Consider the following 18,232-nt stretch of genomic DNA (forward strand, 5'->3'; position numbering starts at 1 on the left):
ACGATATAAATGTAAATAAGATTTTTTCAGTTATTTAGAGTAATATACCCGCACTCATTAAGTCATCATTTATCATTTGTCAAAAAATTTCAGGAAATTTGTATGTTACAGTATAAAATCCCAATAAGCCTATATATTCATATGCCGTGGTGTGTGCATAAATGCCCTTATTGTGATTTTAATTCACATACTGTGAAAAAAATCCCAGATTATGCAGCATATATCGATAATTTAATTAAAGATCTGCAACAAGATGCTGTTCTTTGTTCAGATCGTTCAATTCACTCAATTTTCATTGGTGGTGGCACACCAAGTCTATTTTCCGCTGAATTAATTTCTAATCTTTTGACAAAAGTTAACCAAATAATTCCTGTAAATAAGGATGCAGAAATTACAATTGAAGCTAATCCAAATTCTGTTGATGTGGACAGATTTAATGGTTACCAACAAGCAGGAGTTAACAGAATTTCAATAGGGATTCAAAGTTTTCAAGCCGATAAACTAAAAAATTTAGGACGTATACATAATCCAGAAGAAGCCATAAATGCAGGAACTCTTGCTCACAATCTAAATTTACGTAGCTTTAATTTAGATTTAATGCACGGTTTGCCTAATCAAAGAGTTAATGATGCTTTATATGATTTAAAACAAGCAATTAAGATTGCTCCACCTCATTTATCTTGGTATCAATTAACTATAGAGCCCAATACATTATTTGGTTCTAAACCACCAATATTACCGGAAGATGATAATCTATGGGAAATTTATCAACAAGGTCATCAATTATTAGCTGATCATGGATATCTACAATATGAAACATCAGCTTATGCAAAACCAGATTTTCAATGTCAACATAATTTAAATTATTGGCGTTTCGGTGATTATTTAGGTATTGGTTGTGGAGCACATGGTAAAATTACGAGCTCGAATGGCGAGATTATCCGTACAATAAAAACACGTCACCCTAAAGGGTATCTAGAAGGACGGTATTTAGATAGATCTTATACTGTTACACAAGAAGAATTACCGTTTGAATTTTTTATGAATCGTTTTCGGTTATTTGAAATTGTGCCTAAACACGAATTTGAACAACGAACTTTCTTGCCGCTAAAAACTGTAAACAAACAAATTAATCTTGCTATTGAACAAAATTATTTAATTGAAAATGCACTAGGTTGGCAAGTAACCGAACGGGGAAAGCTGTTTTTAAATTCTTTATTAGAAATATTCCTATAGATAATTATAGGATAAATATTAATTTATTAATAGAAGAATCATGGTTTACATTTATTTAACGATATTAATACTAACCATTTAATTAATAATTTAGTTATTTTTACATACATTTTAGGAAAAAAAGTGCATACTTACGCCCGACAATGCATTTATTTCATTGTTTTCCTATTCCTTATGTTTTCCCAATAACTTTGTTATTGGGATTTTTTTCATTCACGTTTCTAGTTGAATAATAGCGTAATATTATTATTTAATGTTTATACTGAGCTATAAATTGTTTTAATTGAGTCAATGTAGAAGTTCCTTCCATTGGACCTGTTTTCGATACAGCTAACGCACCACTAGCATTAGCATATTGCAATGCATTCTTGACCGAATAACCAGCCAACATCAGACTGATAAATGTCGCACCAAAACAATCTCCTGCTCCTGTTGGATCAACTGGGTTTGTATTAAAACCGTCTACATGCAAAGTTAATAAATTATTGTTATCATCATATCCATAATAATTTGCACCTTTACGCCCTTTTTTTACTACAATGTGCTTAATACCTTTATTGAGTAATGACAACATTGTTTGCTCTTCACTTTCATCGTCACTATTAGCAAAATAGCTTACTTCGCCCTCACTTGGTAAAAATATATCAGTATAGTCCATAATATAGTCAAAAGATTGCTCCATCTCTTGAATATTAAACATCTCTTTTCGTAAATTAGGATCGAACGAAATTGTCCCCCCCTTACTTTTAATAATATCAATTGCTTTACGCATCGCATCAATTGCACGAAAAGAATATAATGATGATCCCATAACATGCAAATGATTACAGTCTTTTAATAAGTTTTCATTGATATGATTGAAAGAGAGTAAACCACATGCACTATTAGGAATATTGAAAATAAAGTCCCTATCATTTGAGCCTTTATAAGTTACAAAGGCACTACCCGTATTAGCCTTATTATGAGTTGTAATACCATCAATAATAACCCCATCTTGCTTAAGCCGCTTAATACACATATTACCAAAGGGATCTTTACCGATACAGCTAAAAAAAACGACAGAAAAACCTAATTTTGCCACTTGATCAGCAAATATTGCTGGAGCGCCACTTGGGAAAGGTCCAACAAATTCACCTGTTTGATCAAAACGTTGATTTTGCCGCTTTGCTAAAAACTCAACAAGCAATTCTCCAATAGTACAAATTTTAAATTGCATATTAAGTTACCTTTGAATTATGATAAGTTATGCAGTATTTGTTTATAGCACGTTGCTTAAAATCTGAATCTAATAATTGTTGATGATATTCAGTAACAGCTGGTTTTGATAATATTACAACATCCAGATGTTTTAATTTTCCAATACTATAATTATCAGATAATAAAAATCGCTGAGGCATAATACCAATGGTATGATCAGCATTTTTAAATATCTGTTGATAAGTATTTTGTTGTTCACTATTTTCAATCATCAATTGATTATGAGCATTGATAGCTGCTAGTTCAAAAATAAAATGCGAAATATGAAATTGGTTAAGGATAGGAGTTAATGTATTACTATTTTGGAGCGTATTTCCATCTTGTAAAATCCCTCCAATAAGAATAACTTCTGCATCAGAAAATTCTCTAACTAATTGAGCATTCCTAATGTCATTCATAATCAATCTTAATGACTTCTTATTATGCAAAAAAGGGATCAGTTTTCGAATTGAATTACCATGACTTAAAAAAACAGTATCACCATCATTAATATAATTTAAACAATTTTTTACTAAATCTATTTCACCACCCTCTATACCTATATTAATACAATTTGGTGGTTCAATATTTGTATGATTAATCAAATTTTCTGGAGAAATATAAATCGCTCCTCCAAAAGAACGTTTTAAATATCCTTGTTGTTCTAAATAAGTTAAATCTTGTCGAATAGTAACATTCGAGACCCGAAGCATGTCAGATAACTCATCCACTTTTACTTCACCTTGCTTACGTACGATTTGGGCAATATCTAATCGACGTTTTAGTAGGGCTGAAGACGCTCTAGCCAAATTTTATTTCCTATATAACTGATAATTATTAAAGCGAAGATAATAAAATTTATCCTACTAGTGGTCAATATTAATTGCTCCAATAATTACTTAATCCTTTTAAAAGGATTAAGAAAGATTATATTGTTTTTACAACCTGATATAGCTGATGAGTAGTTAACCGCTAAAATTAAACTTTAGCAACAAATTTATTATTTTTTGAATATTAAAATCCATTTTTGTGATCTTTCTCACTCTATTAACACTAGTATAACTTTCGTTTTGCAAGCATAATTTTTATTAATACCTTTCAATTAAAAAGTTATTATGTTTGGTAATTTATGCAAATTTAAGGAGAAAACACATGTCTATCATTTCCACTCACAATATGTTAAAAAAAGCACAAAAAGAACATTATGCCGTTCCTGCCTTTAATATCCATAATTTAGAAACCATACAAGTCGTTGTAGAAACAGTTTCTGAATTACAGTCACCAGTTATTTTAGCTGGAACACCTGGTACTTATAGTTATGCTGGTACAGAAAATATTATCGCCATTGCTGAAGAATTATCGAAAAAATACAACATTCCTTTAGCAATTCATTTAGATCATCATGAAGAATATAACGATATCGCTTACAAAATTAATGCTGGTATAAGATCGGTAATGATCGATGGTTCACACTTTCCTTTCGGAAAGAATATTGCCATCGTAAAACAAGTTGTTGAATATGCTCACCGTTATGATGTCAGTGTTGAAGCAGAACTAGGGCGTCTTGGTGGTGTAGAAGATGATTTAATGGTAGATGCTAAAGATGCCTTATATACAAATCCAAAACAAGCAGTCGATTTTATTGAAAGGACGGGAATAGATTCACTCGCAATTGCAATAGGTACAGCTCATGGACTTTATAAATCTGAACCAAAACTTGACTTTGAGCGTTTATCAGAGATCCGTTCAATGATAGATATTCCATTGGTATTACATGGTGCTTCAGGTGTTCCTGATAAAGATGTTCGTGAATGTATTAAACGAGGTATTTGTAAAGTCAATGTAGCAACAGAATTGAAAATCGCTTTTTCTGATGCATTAAAACACTATTTTATTGAGCACTCTGATGCTAACGATCCTCGTGATTATATGAAACCAGCAAAAGCGGCAATGAAAAAGATTATTGAAAAAATTATTACTACTTGTGGATGTGCAGGTAAATTATAGAGGCCAAAATAATGATCTATACATTAACACTTAATACTGCAATTGATATGAATATACATTGCCAAGAGTTAATTCCATATTCGGTTAATCGTACATCACATACGAAATACAGTCCAAATGGTAAAGCGGTCAATGTTTCAATAGTTTTGCATACATTTAACAAACCGACGTGTGCATTAGGATTTTTTGGTGGTTTTACTGGCAAATATATCGTTGAAGAATTAACTAAGATGCAAATTCATACGATACCTTGTTTTATTGACGATATCACACGAATTAATGTTTTTATTAACGATGGGCAAAAAGAATATAAATTGGTAAGTAAAGGACCTTTTGTTCCAGATAATAAAAAAACAGAAATGCTAAATATTATCCATACTCTTGAAAAAAATAGTTATTTGGTCATTAGTGGCAGTTTACCAAATAATATTGAATCTGATTATTATCAATCTATCATGGAATTATGTCATACACAAAATATACAAGTTATTTTGGACATCAGCCATCCAAATTTAAAGCAATTACTCACTTATCATCCCTTGTTAATTAAACCAAATGATGATGAATTAAATGATATTTTTGGATTGAAAACTCAAACAATCAAACAGGTCATTACTGCTATAGAAACAGTACATTCATTTGGTGCTCAAAATATTTTATTAACAATGGGATCGAAAGGTCTCTATTTTTCAAATGGACAGCACATTTGGTTTTGTGATGCCGTTACAATCAAACTGGTTAGCTCTGCATGTGCAGGTGATGCATCGTTAGCAGCTTTTTTAAGCGAGTGGTTACCAGAACAAAAACATATTGAGAATGCAATGAAAAAAGCCTCAGCAACTGGTGCTAACGTTGCTGAATCTGATGGCTTAGGTCAACTGAATAAAATCAGTTCCTATATGGAAAAACTAGCCGTAATCCAAATTAAATAAAAGGGAAATGTTATGAAGAAGATATTAGCCGTTACAGGTTGCCCGACAGGCATTGCCCACACTTATATGGCAGAAGAAGCTTTAAAAAGCGCTGCGCAAAAAGCAGGAATACAGATAAAAGTTGAGACAAATGGTGCTGGAGGTGTTGACAATGCAATTACTGATGATGATATTGCCAATGCTATTGGTGTAATTATCGCAGCTGATAAAGACATTAACCCCGATCGGTTTGATGGCTTGCCCGTTATTGAAGTTCCCGTTAAAGATGGTATTCATAAAGCTACAACATTAATAGAACAAATTACTTCTGGAATGATTCCCATTCGTAAAGGAAAACAAAATAGCACGATTAATACGACACCATCAAATCAATTCGTAAGAAAAGAGTCAATAGGACGCCAAATTTATAAACATTTAATGAGTGGCGTATCAAACATGTTGCCTTTTGTAGTAGCTGGTGGTGTCTTAATTGCTTTATCATTTTTATGGGGAATCTATTCTGCCGATCCAAATAATGCTCAATACAATGAGTTCGCAGCGTTATTAATGAAAATAGGTGGACAAGCATTTAACATAATGGTACCAATCTTTACAGCTTTTATTGCTTACTCCATAAGTGGAAGGCCAGCGATGGTTGCAGGGTTTATTGGTGGATTAATAGCCAATATTACTGGCGCTGGTTTTTTAGGTGGCATTATAGCTGGTTTTGCTGCCGGTTACTTGATGCTTTATGTCAAAAAATCACTTAATGAACTACCTCGTTCATTTGAAGGTCTTAAATCCATTTTTATTATGCCGTTAATTGGTGTATTTGTAATTGGATCAGGTATGTTCTGGCTTGGTGGACCAATAGCAGGCATTAACAATGCAATGAAATCATTCCTTGAATCATTACAAACTGCCAATCCAGTTCTGCTCGGAATAGTTATTGGATCAATGTGTTCATTCGACTTTGGTGGACCTGTTAATAAAGCTGCCTATGTAACAGGTACTATGTTATTGGGTGAAGGTAATTTCTACTTTATGGCTGGTGTTTCGGCTGCTTGTATTGTGCCACCTTTTGTTATTGCTTTTGCAACAACTATTTTTCGAGATAAGATTTTTACTGAAGAAGAACGTGCCGCTGGGATAGTAAATTATATTTTAGGGGCTACCCATATCACCGAAGGGGCCATTCCATTTGCAGCAAAAGATCCATTACATGTCATTCCTATCATGATGTTATCTTCCGCTATCGCATCAGTATTGACATTTATTTGTCAAATACAAGTACCAGCACCACATGGTGGTTTTTTAGTACTTCCATTAGTTAATAATCCATTTCAATGGGTTGGTTGTATTTTTGCTGGCGCGTTAGTTGGAGCAATATTATTCGGTTTACTGCGTATTCATCAAAACCGACAATTAACGACGAAAATGCCTAAATAAATTACTATTTAATATTCTGTTATGTTCAATTAATAAGGAGATAAAATGAATAATTTTAAACTAACAGCCGATGACATTTTAATTATTGATGGATATTATTCTAAATCACAAGCAATTCAAACTGTAGCAGAAAATATGATTAAAGCTGGTTTAGTAAAAGATAATTATACTCAAGCTATGTTAGATCGTGATGCACAAATTTCAACATTTTTAGGTAATGGTATTGCTATTCCACACGGAACTACAGACAAACGAAATAGTATAATTGAAACTGGTTTAAAAGTAATTTACTATCCACAAGGTATAAGATGGGATGAAGATAACAACATTGCTTATGTTATAGTTGGTATAGCAGCTAAAAATAATGAACATTTAAATGTGCTAAGACAACTTACGCGAGCTGTGATTGATGAAGACACAATAGAGCGAATTCAATCAGTTAAAAAACCAGAAGATCTATTAACAATTCTTCAAGGAAACTAATATAACCATCCCATGAGAAAAATAATGTGAATTCATGGGAGTTTATTTCTATTTTATTAACAATCACTTTATTATTTCAAGTCGTTATGTTATTCAAAATAAGGTTATTGAACTACCATCAAGAATGAAGTTTACTTTCTTTTTAAAATAATTCTTAAATCATCGCCCATTGCTGTTACAGATTCAAATTTAAATTGGGGTGCTAGAGATAATTTTCTTAGATGAGGCAATACACATAAATCTTTTGCATTATGACCTAGCAGTTTAGGTGCATAATATATTATTAGTTCATCAACTAAATTTTCTTCAATCAAAGCACCAGCAAGATGTGCTCCTGCTTCAACCCAAACAGAATTAATTTGATTTTTACCTAATTGCTTTAATAATTCAACTAAATTTATATGATTTTGAGCTGAAGATTCAATTATCAGCTTAGTGTTGGATTGAGTAATTGGGATATTTTCCTTTCGCACTATCCATGTTTCAGCTGATTGACTAAAGATATTTTCATTCCCTGTTAATCGATTTTTACTGTCTATGATAATGCGAACAGGTTGTCGAATATTTTCTTGTGAATAAAATTTTCTGATCTCATTAGGTAATTCATTATATCTAACCGTTAAACTGGCATTATCAACTTGAACTGTTGCTCGCGTACTCAAAATACAACCAGCCTGAGCTCGAAATTGTTGAACATCTTGTCTTGCTACACTTGAAGTTATCCATTTACTTTCGCCCGATGCCATAGCAATCTTTCCATCTAACGAGGAAGCGAGTTTAAGTTGGACATAGGGTATGCCTGTGCGCATACATTTTAAAAAGCCTTTATTAATGGCTTCAGCTTGATCAGTTAGAACACCAACAATAACTTCAATTCCAGCGCCTTTTAACCGTTTAATACCATTACCTGCAACTTTTGGATTAGGGTCTTGCATAGCAATAACAACACGAGTTATACCTGAGTTAATCAACGCATCAGCGCACGGAGGAGTTCGACCAAAATGACTACATGGCTCTAGTGTTACATAAGCTGTTGCTCCTTGAGCCTTATCACTAGCCATTGTTAGTGCATTCACTTCTGCGTGAGGCTCCCCAGCTTTTTGATGATAACCTTTGCCGATTATCTTATCATCTTTAACAATAACGCAACCAACATTCGGATTGGGAGGAGTAGTAAAGCGTCCAAGTTTAGCAAGCTCGATTGCTTGCTGCATATAAAATTGATCTTTATCATTAATCATATAACGTAATTATTTTTGTTGTAGTTTAGCGATTTCGTTACTAAACTGCTCAATATCATGGAAGCTGAAATAAACGGAAGCAAAACGGATATAAGCGACTTTATCTAAATCTTTAAGTTCTTCAATCACATAATTACCAATAAGTTTAGCGGGTATTTCACGTTCTCCCGTTGCTCTAATTTTTGATTTTATACGCGTAATTGCATCTTCAATAGCATCAAAAGCAACAGGGCGCTTTTCTAATGCGCGTTTTATACCATTGCGCAATTTATCTTCATTGAACGGCTCACGAACTTTATTACTTTTGATAACATTAGGCATAATTAATTCAGCAACTTCAAATGTGGTAAAACGTTCATTACATTCTACACATTGTCGGCGACGACGAACTTGAAAACCCTCACCAACAAGGCGTGAATCAATCACCTTAGTATCATCAGCATTACAAAAAGGACAGTGCATAAAATCATCCTAATAACGTCACAATTAACATTACAATAGCTGAAAATATCAATTAAAACAAGGTTTCAATAATGAATGATTATTTCATTAATAAATTAATAATTTTGCTTAGTTTAAGCATAATTAAAATTATCCAATATTTCTCATTGATTTTCTTTAAAAACCTGTGATATATGAATAAAAAAGACATCTTTCATTCATATCATTATTTTCATTGCCAGCATGTTAAAACGTAGATTAATGTATAAAATTTGAAGCGTTTTTAGTCATAATGTAAAGACCGGATAATAAGATAAGCGCGAAAGAATAAGGTAGAAAATTGAATACTTTAAAATATCAGAATCATTTACAGTGAAACAACAGGCGAAATCAAAAAATGCAAAGATTTATTCAATCATAATGTTCAAAAATAAAGAATGTGAATAGTAATTCAAGATTAGCATTAATGTTAATGTCATAAAATTATCACTAACAGGACAATTATAAAAAGATAAAGCAATGATCGTATAAATTAGATTAATACTAATAATGAATAAAAAACTCCGTCGCCAAACTAACGACGGAAATAACAATTTACCAATCTAATTTGATCAAAAAATCACGCAATTTAGTAAAATCATCAGGCATGTAATGAGAGAGTAATGTCATATTCGCACGCTCACTAAGGGCTTTAGGTAAAGTAATGGATTTACCAAGAATTTCTTCAACCACTTCTTTAAATTTAGCTGGATGTGCAGTACCTAAGAATAATCCGTATTCTCCTTTTTGTAACTGATCACGCAGTGCACGATAAGCAATTGCGCCATGAGGTTCAGAAAGGTAACCTTTTTGGTCAAGTTCTCGCACAGTCTGTTTGCATATTTCATCAGAAATTGCAGCATGACCAAGTGATGTAAGCACCCACCCTTCTCTTTTATAAATCTCTTCAATACGTGGCCAATTATTAGGTTGGCTAACATCCATGGCATTAGATAGCGTTGCTACCGTTGCATGAGGCTCCCATTTACCTGTTTCCAAATAACGCGGCACTGTATCATTGGCATTGGTTGCAGCAATGAAACGTTTAATTGGTAACCCCATTGTTTTAGCAAGTAGACCCGCTGTCAAATCACCGAAATTACCGCTCGGTACAGAAATTACTAATTGCTCACGTTGTGCTGGAGTTAACTGTGCAAATGCTTCGAAATAATAACAAACTTGTGCTAATAATCGGCTAATGTTAATAGAGTTAGCTGAATTTAAGCCAATTGCAGTTTTTAATTCTTCATCATCAAATGCTTTTTTAACTAATGCTTGGCAAGCATCAAAATCACTTTGTATCGCAATAGTATGAATATTATCACCAAGTGTACAAAATAGCTTTTCTTGTAAGGGGCTAATTTTGCCTTCAGGATATAAAATTACTACTCGAATATTAGGTAGATGATAAAAAGCATGGGCAACTGCTGCACCAGTATCACCAGAAGTCGCCGTTAGAATCGTAATTTTTTTGTCAGCAGCGACTTGCACCAAAGCCTGAGCCATAAAGCGACCACCAAAATCTTTAAAGGCTAATGTTGGGCCATGGTATAATTCTAATGAACCTACATCCTCTTCCACTGATTTGACAGGAGCAGGAAACTGAAACGCATTTTTCACCAATCTATGCATATCATCATCACCAATTTCTTCACCAATATAGGAGGATAAAATCTTGGCACTACGACTGACAAAATCCAGTTCTAATAATGTATCTATTTCATTTAGCGAAAATTTTGGTAAATTTTGAGGAAAAAATAGACCTTGTCCTCTTCCTAATCCTTGTTGTACCGCTTGTGCAAAGCTAACTTGCTGTGAATGATCTTTTAAATTGTACAATTTCATAATATTTTCCGATTATCCTAAGGCTTATAAGGCTTATATTGTTTATTTTATCTGTTAGTCATTTGTAGACCTAACAATAACACGTTGGAAACTTTCATGCTTTCTATCTTAGAAAAAGTTATATCACTCTTGTGCCTTGTTTATCTATTTTGCAAATATGGGTAAAACCTTCCTCATTTTGTAAATAGCATTTTTTCAGCAACAATTCAATTTGCTGGGCCGTTTCAAGCTTGTCAGCAATGACAAACATTGTCGGTCCTGATCCTGAAATACCAGATGCTAAAGCACCAAGTTGTTTGACACGATTTTGCGTTTCATCAAAGTTAGGTAATAATTGTTTACGATAAGGTTCTGCAATATTATCACACAGCATTGCAGCAGCAAGTTTTGGTTGATTCGTGTAACAAGCATGAATGAAACCACCGACATATCGACCATGAGCGATGCAATCTGCCTTTTGATATTGCGCAGGCAGAATAGCTCGTGCTTGAGCTGTCGATATCTTGATACCAGAATAAGCCATTATCCAATACCAATTATCAAAATGTGGAATGGATTCACTAATAATGCCCATTTCATCAAGGATAAGTTGCATTCCACCCAAATAACACGGTGCGACATTATCGTAATGCACGCTCCCAGATATCCGACCTTCAAGTTCACCCATCATTGAAAGCATTTCAAACTCATTAAATGGTTTATCATAAAACTCATTTAAAGCAACCAGTGCTCCCACTACCGAACATGCGCTCGATCCTAATCCTGAACCAATTGGCATATTTTTTTCAAGCGTAATACTGACTGGTAGCGTTTTACCCATTACTTCACAAAAGCGCTGCCAGCATTGATATACAATATTGTATTTAGGATCGCTTGGTAATTTTTTAACAAATATTCCTTTACTTGTGAGGGAAAATTCGGTTGCAGTTTCAACTGTAATAAGATCACCTAACATTACACCACTGATCGGATTAATAGCTGCACCTAAAATATCAAAACCAACACTGATATTAGCCATTGATGCTGGCGCATATACTGTTAAAGATTTATAACTCATTTAACCTCCGATTTTACCCGATGTAGTACGTAGAATATCAGCAAAAACACCAGCAGCAGTTACCTCATTACCAGCTCCATAACCACGTAGTACTAATGGAATTGGTTGATAATAACGAGTGTAAAACGCTAAAGCGTTTTCGCCATTCTTAACTTTATAAAGAGGGTCTTCACTATCAACGGCCTCAATTCTAACACTACATTGATTGTTTTCTATACTACCAACATAACGTAACACTTTTCCCTTTTTTGAAGCTTGTTCAGATTTCATTTTAAATTCAGAATCTAATTGCGGCAATTTAATCATAAATTCATCAATATTGCCTTGTGAATATTCAGTAGGTAGCACAGATTCGACATTAATTTGATCGAGTTCAAGCTGTAATCCAGCTTCTCGCGCTAAAATAAGTAATTTTCTTGCTACATCTGTTCCCGATAGATCATCACGAGGATCTGGCTCAGTAAAACCTTTCTCTTTAGCCAATTTAGTTGCTTCAGACAATGACATTCCTTCATCAAGCTTACCGAAAATGAAAGAAAGTGAGCCAGATAATATCCCAGAGAATTTAATAAGATCGTCACCGGCATTTAGTAAATTTTGTAAGTTTTCAATTACCGGCAATCCTGCACCTACATTAGTATCATATAAGAATTTTCGTTTACTTTTTTCTGCTTCTTGGCGTAAGCGCAAATAATAGGCCATAGAGCTTGTATTTGCTTTTTTATTTGGAGTAACCACATGGAAACCATTAGCTAAAAAGTCGGCGTATTTGTCCGATACTTCGCTGCTTGAAGTACAATCGACTAAAATTGGGTTAAGTAATCGGTTATTTTTGGCAAATTCAATAATACTATCTAACGTGTATTTCGTTTCACTCTGTTTGATTTGTTCACGCCAATTATCAAGAATAATACCATCTCGATCAAGCACACTGTGTTTTGAATTAAATAAACCACATACCCGCAAATCAATCTGTTTGTTTTTAAGCCATTTTTGTTGACGACCAATTTGATCAACAAGTGCACCACCAACACCACCAACACCAATTATAAAGACATCAAGCATTTTATCTGTACCAAATAGCATTTGATGAGCAACTCGGACACCCATTACCGCAACATCGTTATCAACTACAACTGAAATTGAACGTTCAGATGAACCTTGTGCAATAGCGACAATATTGATATTTGCTCTAGCTAATGCAGTAAAGAAATTAGCTGATAATCCACGTAAAGTCCGCATACCATCACCCACAACTGAGATAATAGCCAATCTTTCAATAATTTCAATCGGTTCAAGTAATCCATCTTTTAATTCTAAGAAGAATTCATCGCTCAACGCTTCTTTTGCACGAAAAAGTTCAGATTGTGGTACACAAAAACTAATACTGTATTCAGATGATGATTGAGTAATAAGAACTACAGATATTCCTGCATAAGACATTGCCGAAAAAACTCGAGCTGACATCCCAACCATACCTTTTAAACCAGGACCAGAAACGTTAATCATAGCCATATTATTTAAATTAGTGATCCCTTTTACAGGGGTGGTAGAATCGACAACATTTGCACCAATAAGTGTGCCTTGTGCGTCAGGATTATTGGTATTTTTTATCAAACATGGAATTTGAAATTGTGCAATAGGTAAAATAGTTCTAGGATGAAGAACTTTAGCTCCAAAATAGGAAAGTTCCATTGCTTCTTGATATGACATAGTTTTTAATAATTTAGCATCTGGTACAATCCTAGGATCACAAGTGTAAACACCATCAACATCGGTCCAAATTTCACAACTATTTGCTTTTAAACAAGCTGCGAGAACTGCGGCTGAATAATCAGAACCATTACGGCCAAGTACTACCAATTCACCCTTTTCATTACCCGCAGTAAAACCAGGCATTAAAATAATGTTTTGTTGAGGAATGCATAGCTGCGCAATTCGATGACTTGATTCAGGAATATCAACAGTAGATTCTAAGTAACTACCTTGAGCAATCAGCATTGTAACAGGATCTATTAGGGTGATAGTATGACCTTTCGCTTTAAGCAGCTCTTGCATAATAGTAATTGACAGTTTTTCACCACGACAAATAATTGATGCATTGATACTATCGGGACATTGACCTAATAAGCGAATTCCTTCCAACAATTGCTTGATTTGATTTAATTCATTTAACGCAAAACGTTGCATTTCCTCGTAAGAAAAATTACGTTGTGCTTTTGCAAGACCAGCTAACAAATCAGCAAAAATTTTTTCGGCATCATAAATATTGTTTTTGATATCTTGTCCGGCAACCGTTTTTTCAACCATCGCAACTAGATGATTAGTAATTTTAGCAGGTGCCGATAAAACAGTAGCTGTTTGTTCTTGCTTAGCATTATTTTCAATTATTTCTGCAACTCGCAAAAAACGTTCTGCGTTAGCAACAGATGTTCCTCCAAATTTTAAAACTTTCATATCACACCTTACTTATCTTTTTTATTTATGCCATTACGATTCAAAATACAATTATTCGACTTTTTTATATCGATAGGTATTATGAAAACCCCTTAGTCTTATAACTTATGTTATAACACTATTTTTTAACTATAGTTAATGTTTAAAAATATTCAATATACAATAAAAAACCCGCCTTTTAGGAGCGGGTTTTTTATATTTATTTGGGAAAAATCAACCCGCCCTAGATCGTGTAATAGTACCTAAGGTGCCTGTAATACCTGTCATACGGGTTGGAATAATCATTATTTTTCCTAAAACTTTTTTCTTAAACTCTAAACAAAACAGCCCGACATTTTCATGTCAGGCTGTAATTTTAAAAAACTTTTTTGCTGTTTTCGTACTCATTAACAACTTTATTCAAAGCTTGATATATACATTGTGCATCTTGCTTATTCAATGCTTCATCCAGAATATTGAGGTACGATAACATTAATTTCTGATTGTCTTCGGCAAATTGTGGTGATACTTCTTGATCTTCATATAACATGACATAAGTGCGAGCAAATCCAAATATCAAAAAATAAACCGATGCATTTTTCGGATCTTCTTGAATCAATGCCCTCATTGCCTTGCGTAGTTTTACATAACTATCGGTACCAGGCAAACTTGTCGCAAATGTTTTCGTTACTTCAGAAAATGTCATTGCAATAAACCTCAATCAAAATCACAAGAAGAAAGGATAGCAACCCATCAGCAGAAGTGCAAGTGTATTTTGTCTACTGAGCATAGTTTTTTATTTTTAATAAACAATATATGCCAATTAATACCGAATAAGTTTATTATTATCATTCTTTATAAATAGATAATCCCGCTGAAGCTTGAGCAACCGGCATTATCTCAATTGAGTTAACATTAAAATGTGTTGGTGTATTAACTAACCATGATACGGTATTTGCTATATCTTCGGGTGTGATATAATCTACACCCTCGTAAACTTCTGTCGCTTGTTCATTATTTCCATGAAACCGTACATTTGAAAATTCTGTACCACCACATAAGCCAGGCTCAATATTAGTCACTCTAATCTTTTTCCCAAGCAAATCAGTTCGTAGATTTGCGCTAAACTGCTTAACAAATGCTTTCGATGCACCATATACATTACCACCTTTATAAGCATAACTACCTGCTACCGAACCAATATTAATAATATAACCAAAATTACGTTCGACCATTTCAGGCAAAATTTGGTGAGTTAAATGTACTAAACCTATAATATTAGTTTCAATCATAGTTTCCCAATCGTTATATTCTGCTTGGTATGCTGGCTCTAATCCTAATGCTAATCCTGCATTATTAATTAAAATATCAATCGGTTGAAACTCTTTAGGAAGTTGTAATAAAATAGATTCCACGGCATCTTTTTTGGTTACATCTAAAGGTAATGATAAGAAGTTTGCCCCAAATTCATCAGCTATTTTCTGTAGTTTATCTGCTCGCCTGGCAGCACCAATAACTTTATAGCCATCAGCTATTAACTTGCAACAAATAGCATGCCCAAATCCAGAGGAAGCACCAGTCACTAAAGCAATATTCATAGTAAATCTCCTTATAAGCTTAACGATAATATGAAATATGAGTACTTTTTCATAATCGATATGATAAATAAGCAAAAATTGGTCAATTCATAATTTTACTTAAACGTATAGTTAACCTCAAACTTCTTGACAATAATTCAATATAGATATTATAAAAAACCCGCTAATAAAGCGGGCTAATATTTAAATCTCATTTTGCAGTTTCTACTGATGGTTCTTCATCTTTCAATGGAACAATTAGTGTATCAATATGTGTATTATTGATTAATTGACGAGCAGAAGACATCAACTTGCTCCAAAAATCTTGATGATGACCACATACAACAAGATCAGCACCATATTCATGAATCGCTTCTATTAATACTTGACCAAACTCACCATTTCCTGAAAGCGTGTGTGCAATAGGATATGCAGCATTATCAGCCAGTTTATTTAAGGCAATATGTGCATCTTCTGTGATTTTATCTTTCATATCATTCATATTAATATCAACTAACCCTGTATATAAATCAGAATAGTTAATACCAACATGGATCAAAGAAATTTGAGCATTATATGGTCTTGCCATAGAAACAGCTTTTTCAACAAGAACTTCACTTTCAGGTGATAAATCCACTGCGACTAATATATGTTTATAAGCCATGATATTTTACTCCTTCCTATTTTGACGCTCAGGTTAAATTTTAAATTTATACTCTATTATTACTACTAAATTAATTTTTGAGCAAGCCAAAAAAGTGACGCAGATAACAAAATTGAAATCGGTAATGTCAAAATCCATGTTAATGCGATATTTTTAATCGTTTTACTTTGCACACCACCACCATCAACAATCATTGTACCAGCTACAGATGATGAAAGAACTTGAGTGGTTGATACTGGCATACCAGTATAACTAGCAATACCAATTGAAAGCGCTGTGGTAATTTGCGCCGAAACACCTTGAGCATAAGTCATTCCTTTTTTCCCAATTTTTTCGCCGATGGTAACAGCGACACGACGCCATCCAATCATAGTACCAAGAGCAAGCGCTGAAGCAACAGAGATAATGATCCAAATAGGTGCATATTCAATTGTTTTAAGCAGGTCATTGTTGACCGATTTTAAATATTGTTTATCTTCTAATGAAATATTTGGTTGTTTAGCAACATGTGAAACCGTATCGGATAAACAAAGTAGAATACGTCTAGCTTGTGAGCGCTGTTCAACAGTAAGAGATTCATAATCATTCATTTTATTAAATAAATTATTAGCAATATTTAATGTAATAAATGAACTCGAATAATCACAATGATATTGATTCAAATCGCTGATAGGTACACTAGAATCAACGGTGGATTGAGAGCCAATTACCGTTGTCAAATCTTGATTATGAGTAACAAAATAGTCTTCAATATTGTGGATAGCATTACGAGTATTGGTAATATCATAAGTTGAAGCACTCATATTAACAATAAAACCAGCAGGAGCAATGCCCATCAACACCAACATTAATAAACCAATTCCTTTTTGTCCATCATTAGCGCCGTGTGAAAAGCTAACACCAGCTGCCGATATAATAAGCATTATGCGGATCCAAAATGGAGGCTTTTTCTTACCATAGAGTTTTTCACGCTGCTCTGGTGTCATGAAGATACGCTCTCTTTTTTTACTGCTTTTTTTACTTTGACTTTTACGTGTCCAATATTTACGCAATAAAAAAATCATTAAACCAGCTATAACAAGACCAACCACTGGAGAAATAATTAATGATAAAAAGATTTGAATCATTTTCGTAATATTGAGAGCATCAATAATTGATGTATCCATAATAAAGGCATTAGCGAGTGCTACACCAATAATGGAACCAATTAAAGTATGAGAACTTGAAGCAGGAATGCCCACATACCAAGTTCCTAAATTCCAGATAATTGCGGCAAATAAAATAGAAAAGACCATAGCAAGCCCATGTGTTGAACTTACATTGAGTAATAAATCGGTTGGTAATAAGTGCACAATCGCATAAGCTACGCTGAGGCCACCAAGTAACACACCAAAGAAATTAAATACCCCAGCCATAAAAACGGCAAGTTGTTCTTTCAATGCTCTGGTATAAATAACCGTTGCAACAGCATTAGCTGTATCATGAAATCCATTTATAGCCTCATAAAAAAGCACAAATAGTAATGCAAAGACTAATAATATAATAGTTGAAAATTCTAAATCAGAAAATAGATGAAACATAATAGATCTTTCTGTTGTTAATTAACGGCA

The 18,232-nt window shown here is 33.6% G+C and carries 16 protein-coding genes; 5 read left to right on the forward strand and 11 right to left on the reverse strand.

The genetic code is table 11. The features are described 5' to 3' along the window. Positions 1 to 102: 102 nt before the first annotated feature. A complete protein-coding gene (gene hemW / locus J3U19_RS02490) occupies positions 103 to 1,236 on the forward strand; it encodes a radical SAM family heme chaperone HemW (protein ID WP_267339921.1) in 1,134 nt (377 codons plus the stop codon). A gap of 250 nt (positions 1,237 to 1,486) precedes the next feature. Here hemW and J3U19_RS02495 read toward each other — a convergent pair whose 3' ends face one another. Together J3U19_RS02495 and J3U19_RS02500 are read right to left on the reverse strand one after the other, a co-directional pair. Then, on the reverse strand, positions 1,487 to 2,452 hold the full coding sequence (locus J3U19_RS02495; RefSeq protein WP_267345364.1) for a sugar kinase: 966 nt from the start codon (positions 2,450 to 2,452) through the stop codon (positions 1,487 to 1,489). Between the two features lies 1 nt (position 2,453). Next, positions 2,454 to 3,281, reverse strand: coding sequence for a DeoR/GlpR family DNA-binding transcription regulator (locus J3U19_RS02500; protein ID WP_267339923.1), 828 nt, complete (start codon positions 3,279 to 3,281; stop codon positions 2,454 to 2,456). A 343-nt stretch (positions 3,282 to 3,624) separates the two neighbouring features. Between J3U19_RS02500 and J3U19_RS02505 the strand changes: the two genes are divergently transcribed. Genes J3U19_RS02505 through J3U19_RS02520 form a run of 4 tightly spaced genes read left to right on the forward strand, consistent with a single transcriptional unit; the run spans position 3,625 to position 7,322 of the window. Continuing rightward, positions 3,625 to 4,479: a tagatose bisphosphate family class II aldolase gene (locus J3U19_RS02505; RefSeq protein WP_267339924.1), complete on the forward strand. Its 855-nt coding sequence runs from the start codon at positions 3,625 to 3,627 to the stop codon at positions 4,477 to 4,479. Positions 4,480 to 4,490: 11 nt separating this feature from the next. Further along, on the forward strand, positions 4,491 to 5,411 hold the full coding sequence (locus J3U19_RS02510; protein ID WP_267339926.1) for a 1-phosphofructokinase family hexose kinase: 921 nt from the start codon (positions 4,491 to 4,493) through the stop codon (positions 5,409 to 5,411). A gap of 12 nt (positions 5,412 to 5,423) precedes the next feature. Further along, positions 5,424 to 6,839, forward strand: coding sequence for a PTS fructose transporter subunit IIC (locus J3U19_RS02515; RefSeq protein WP_267339927.1), 1,416 nt, complete (start codon positions 5,424 to 5,426; stop codon positions 6,837 to 6,839). A gap of 45 nt (positions 6,840 to 6,884) precedes the next feature. Then, positions 6,885 to 7,322, forward strand: coding sequence for a PTS sugar transporter subunit IIA (locus J3U19_RS02520; protein WP_267339929.1), 438 nt, complete (start codon positions 6,885 to 6,887; stop codon positions 7,320 to 7,322). 131 nt (positions 7,323 to 7,453) lie between these two features. Here the strand turns inward: J3U19_RS02520 and ribD are convergent, their stop codons facing one another. From ribD to pitA, 9 genes are all read right to left on the reverse strand, one after another. After that, a complete protein-coding gene (gene ribD / locus J3U19_RS02525; protein ID WP_267339931.1) occupies positions 7,454 to 8,563 on the reverse strand; it encodes a bifunctional diaminohydroxyphosphoribosylaminopyrimidine deaminase/5-amino-6-(5-phosphoribosylamino)uracil reductase RibD in 1,110 nt (369 codons plus the stop codon). A 9-nt stretch (positions 8,564 to 8,572) separates the two neighbouring features. Beyond that, positions 8,573 to 9,025 (reverse strand): transcriptional regulator NrdR, encoded by a 453-nt coding sequence (gene nrdR / locus J3U19_RS02530; protein WP_267339932.1) that lies wholly within the window; start codon positions 9,023 to 9,025, stop codon positions 8,573 to 8,575. A gap of 573 nt (positions 9,026 to 9,598) precedes the next feature. Beyond that, positions 9,599 to 10,888 (reverse strand): threonine synthase, encoded by a 1,290-nt coding sequence (gene thrC / locus J3U19_RS02535; RefSeq protein ID WP_267339933.1) that lies wholly within the window; start codon positions 10,886 to 10,888, stop codon positions 9,599 to 9,601. 118 nt (positions 10,889 to 11,006) lie between these two features. Next, entirely contained in the window at positions 11,007 to 11,945 is a 939-nt protein-coding gene (gene thrB / locus J3U19_RS02540; protein ID WP_267339934.1) for a homoserine kinase, read from the reverse strand. After that, positions 11,946 to 14,402 carry a bifunctional aspartate kinase/homoserine dehydrogenase I gene (gene thrA / locus J3U19_RS02545; protein WP_267345366.1) on the reverse strand — a complete coding sequence of 819 codons (2,457 nt, stop codon included), beginning with the start codon at positions 14,400 to 14,402 and terminating at the stop codon, positions 11,946 to 11,948. A 355-nt stretch (positions 14,403 to 14,757) separates the two neighbouring features. After that, positions 14,758 to 15,087, reverse strand: a complete 330-nt coding sequence (locus tag J3U19_RS02550) for a hypothetical protein (RefSeq protein ID WP_267345368.1) — start codon at positions 15,085 to 15,087, stop codon at positions 14,758 to 14,760. Positions 15,088 to 15,229: 142 nt separating this feature from the next. Continuing rightward, on the reverse strand, positions 15,230 to 15,979 hold the full coding sequence (locus J3U19_RS02555; RefSeq protein WP_267345369.1) for an SDR family NAD(P)-dependent oxidoreductase: 750 nt from the start codon (positions 15,977 to 15,979) through the stop codon (positions 15,230 to 15,232). 190 nt (positions 15,980 to 16,169) lie between these two features. Next, positions 16,170 to 16,622: a universal stress protein UspA gene (gene uspA / locus J3U19_RS02560; RefSeq protein WP_267339939.1), complete on the reverse strand. Its 453-nt coding sequence runs from the start codon at positions 16,620 to 16,622 to the stop codon at positions 16,170 to 16,172. Positions 16,623 to 16,687: 65 nt separating this feature from the next. Then, positions 16,688 to 18,202, reverse strand: a complete 1,515-nt coding sequence (gene pitA / locus J3U19_RS02565) for an inorganic phosphate transporter PitA (protein ID WP_267339940.1) — start codon at positions 18,200 to 18,202, stop codon at positions 16,688 to 16,690. Between the last annotated feature and the right edge of the window lie 30 nt (positions 18,203 to 18,232).

The organism is Gilliamella sp. B2828 (genome assembly GCF_026537125.1).
Taxonomy (GTDB): domain Bacteria; phylum Pseudomonadota; class Gammaproteobacteria; order Enterobacterales; family Orbaceae; genus Gilliamella.